This window comes from Pandoraea sp. E26, from assembly GCF_000681415.1.
GTDB classification, from domain to species: Bacteria; Pseudomonadota; Gammaproteobacteria; order Burkholderiales; family Burkholderiaceae; genus Pandoraea; species Pandoraea pnomenusa.
Genome location: NZ_AYXJ01000059.1, coordinates 1 through 2,224 on the forward strand (window position 1 = coordinate 1; position 2,224 = coordinate 2,224).

The 2,224-nt window shown below is 68.0% G+C and carries 3 protein-coding genes; 2 read left to right on the forward strand and 1 reads right to left on the reverse strand.

Annotated elements, in window-relative coordinates; genetic code table 11:
• Positions 1-320: solute carrier family 23 protein (locus W930_RS28830; RefSeq protein ID WP_036656445.1), on the forward strand; the 320-nt coding region annotated here is incomplete at its 5' end.
• A 46-nt stretch (positions 321-366) separates the two neighbouring features.
• On the opposite strand, the gene W930_RS28835 is transcribed toward W930_RS28830, so the two are convergent.
• Positions 367-1,404, reverse strand: a complete 1,038-nt coding sequence (locus W930_RS28835) for a LysR substrate-binding domain-containing protein (protein ID WP_023872536.1) — start codon at positions 1,402-1,404, stop codon at positions 367-369.
• A gap of 338 nt (positions 1,405-1,742) precedes the next feature.
• On the opposite strand from W930_RS28835, the gene W930_RS0124965 reads away from it, so the two are divergent.
• Positions 1,743-2,224 (forward strand): DEAD/DEAH box helicase (locus tag W930_RS0124965; protein ID WP_028731404.1); only part of this gene is annotated, 482 nt, incomplete at its 3' end.

Genomic DNA, 2,224 nt, shown 5'->3' on the forward strand with positions numbered 1-2,224 from the left:
TCGCCCTGGTGCTGGGCTTCTCGCCGAAGTTCGGCGCGATCATCCAGACGATCCCGGGCCCGGTGCTCGGCGGTGTGTCGATTGTCGTGTTCGGTCTGATCACGGTGGCCGGCGCGCGCATCTGGGTGCAGAACAAGGTCGACTTTTCGGATAACCGCAACCTGATCGTGGCGGCGGTCACGCTGGTGCTCGGCGCCGGTGACTTCACGCTGAAGTTCGGGGCGTTCTCGCTCGGCGGCATCGGTTGCGCCACGTTCGGCGCCATCATCCTGTACGCGCTGCTGCGCGGACGCGGCAAGTCGACGCCGGCGGCCATGTAACGGGCTAACGGGCGGCACCCGCGACGCGGCCCCCACGGCACGACGATTACGTCGTGCCGTTTTTGCTTATGCCGATGGCGATGTTCGGGTTGCCGGAGGCGTTCGCATCCCGCACACCGTGCGTTTGATGGGTGTCGCATGCTTCGTGAGTGTCGGGCGTGTCGGGCGTGCCGGGCGTGTCGAAGGGGGGGCCGGTGTCCGCGCCCGGCGCCTGAAGATGGTCGAGCAACTGGCGTGCGTGGACGGGGAGGGCGTCGCGCTCGCGCACGCACAGCACCAGCGTGCGCAGCGCCCACGGGTCGCACAGCGGCACGATGCCGATGCCCAGCGTGGCGCAGCGGCGCGCGGCGTTGAGCGGCACGATGCCCAGCGCGGCGCCGGCCGCCACGGCGCGACACAGGCTGTCGAAGTCGCGCAGGCGCAGGCGGTAGCGCAAGGGGCGTCCGGCCTGCTTCGCATGGCCGTCGAGATGCTCGGCCAATGCGCTTGGCTCCGGCAGGCCGATGAATTCCTCGTCGAGCACGTCAATGAAGTTGAGTGCTTGCCGTGTGGCCAGCGCGTGGCCCGGCGGCGTGACGACGACCAGCCGGTCCTGACGGAAGGGCACGGTCTCGAGGCCGGTGAGCTCTATCCAGTCGGAGACCACGCCGACGTCCGCCGCGCCCTCGAGCACGGCTTGCACGACCGCCGGGCTGGTCTGCTCGCGCAGCGAGATTTCCACGTTCGGATGGTTGGCGAGAAAGGCCCCGAGCAAGTCGGGCAGGAATTCCGACATGGCGACCGTGTTGGAGGCGATGCGCACGTTGCCCTTGAGACCAGCGGCGTATTCGCCCAGCTCGCCGCGCATCTGCTCGATCTGCGCGAGCACGCGGCGAGCGTGGGCGAGCAGGGCGCGTCCGGCAGGCGAGGGAATCACCCCCTGCCGATGGCGCTCGAACAACGCCACGCCCAGCGTCTCCTCCAGCCCCCGGATGCGAGCGCTGGCGGAAGCGAGCGTGAGATGGGCGCGCTCGGCGCCGCCCGTGATACTGCCGGCATCGGCCACCAGCAGGCACAAACGCAAATCGGTCAGGTCGAATCGCACGGTAGGGGCGTTGGCGCAACGGCGGTTGGGGCAATGACGTGAGTGTAGCGGCTCGCGCATGTCCGGGGTGCGGGCAGGCGTTTCTCCGGCGCTCACTGACTTGCGGATGGCCGCATGGTAAACTACGTGCTTTCAAGACACGGCCGTACCCGCGACGGCCTCGCCCGCCAAGCCACTTGTTTCTCATTCCCCGGCGGGTCGTCTTGCCGGCGTCTTCAGGCGCGTCGCCCACATGAGCGTGACGCCCGTTGCACGCCCGACGCGGGCATTCCATCAAGAACAAACAACATCGATACGCGCGGGGACACACATCGTGGAGTCCGCGCATTGGTCTATATATGTCTTTTGAAAAGCTCGGCCTGTCGGCCGACATCCTGCGTGCGGTCGCCGACCTCGGCTATACCCACCCGACTCCGATTCAACTGCAAGCGATTCCGGCCGTCCTGCAAGGCGGCGATCTCCTCGCCGGCGCCCAGACCGGCACCGGCAAAACCGCCGGCTTCACGCTGCCCATCCTGCAAATGCTCTCGGCGCGCGCGCGTCCGGCGGCGGCCAACGGCAAGCGCCCGGTGCGCGCGCTCGTGCTGACCCCCACGCGCGAGCTGGCGGCCCAGGTCGAGGAGAGCGTGACCCAATACGGCAAGTATCTGCGTCTCACGTCGATGACCGTGTTCGGCGGTGTGTCGATGGTGCCGCAGGTCAAGCAGCTCGCGCGCGGCGTCGACATTCTCGTTGCCACGCCGGGACGTCTGCTCGACCACATGCAGCAAAAAACGGTGGACCTGTCGGGCGTGGAGATTCTCGTGCTCGACGAAGCCGA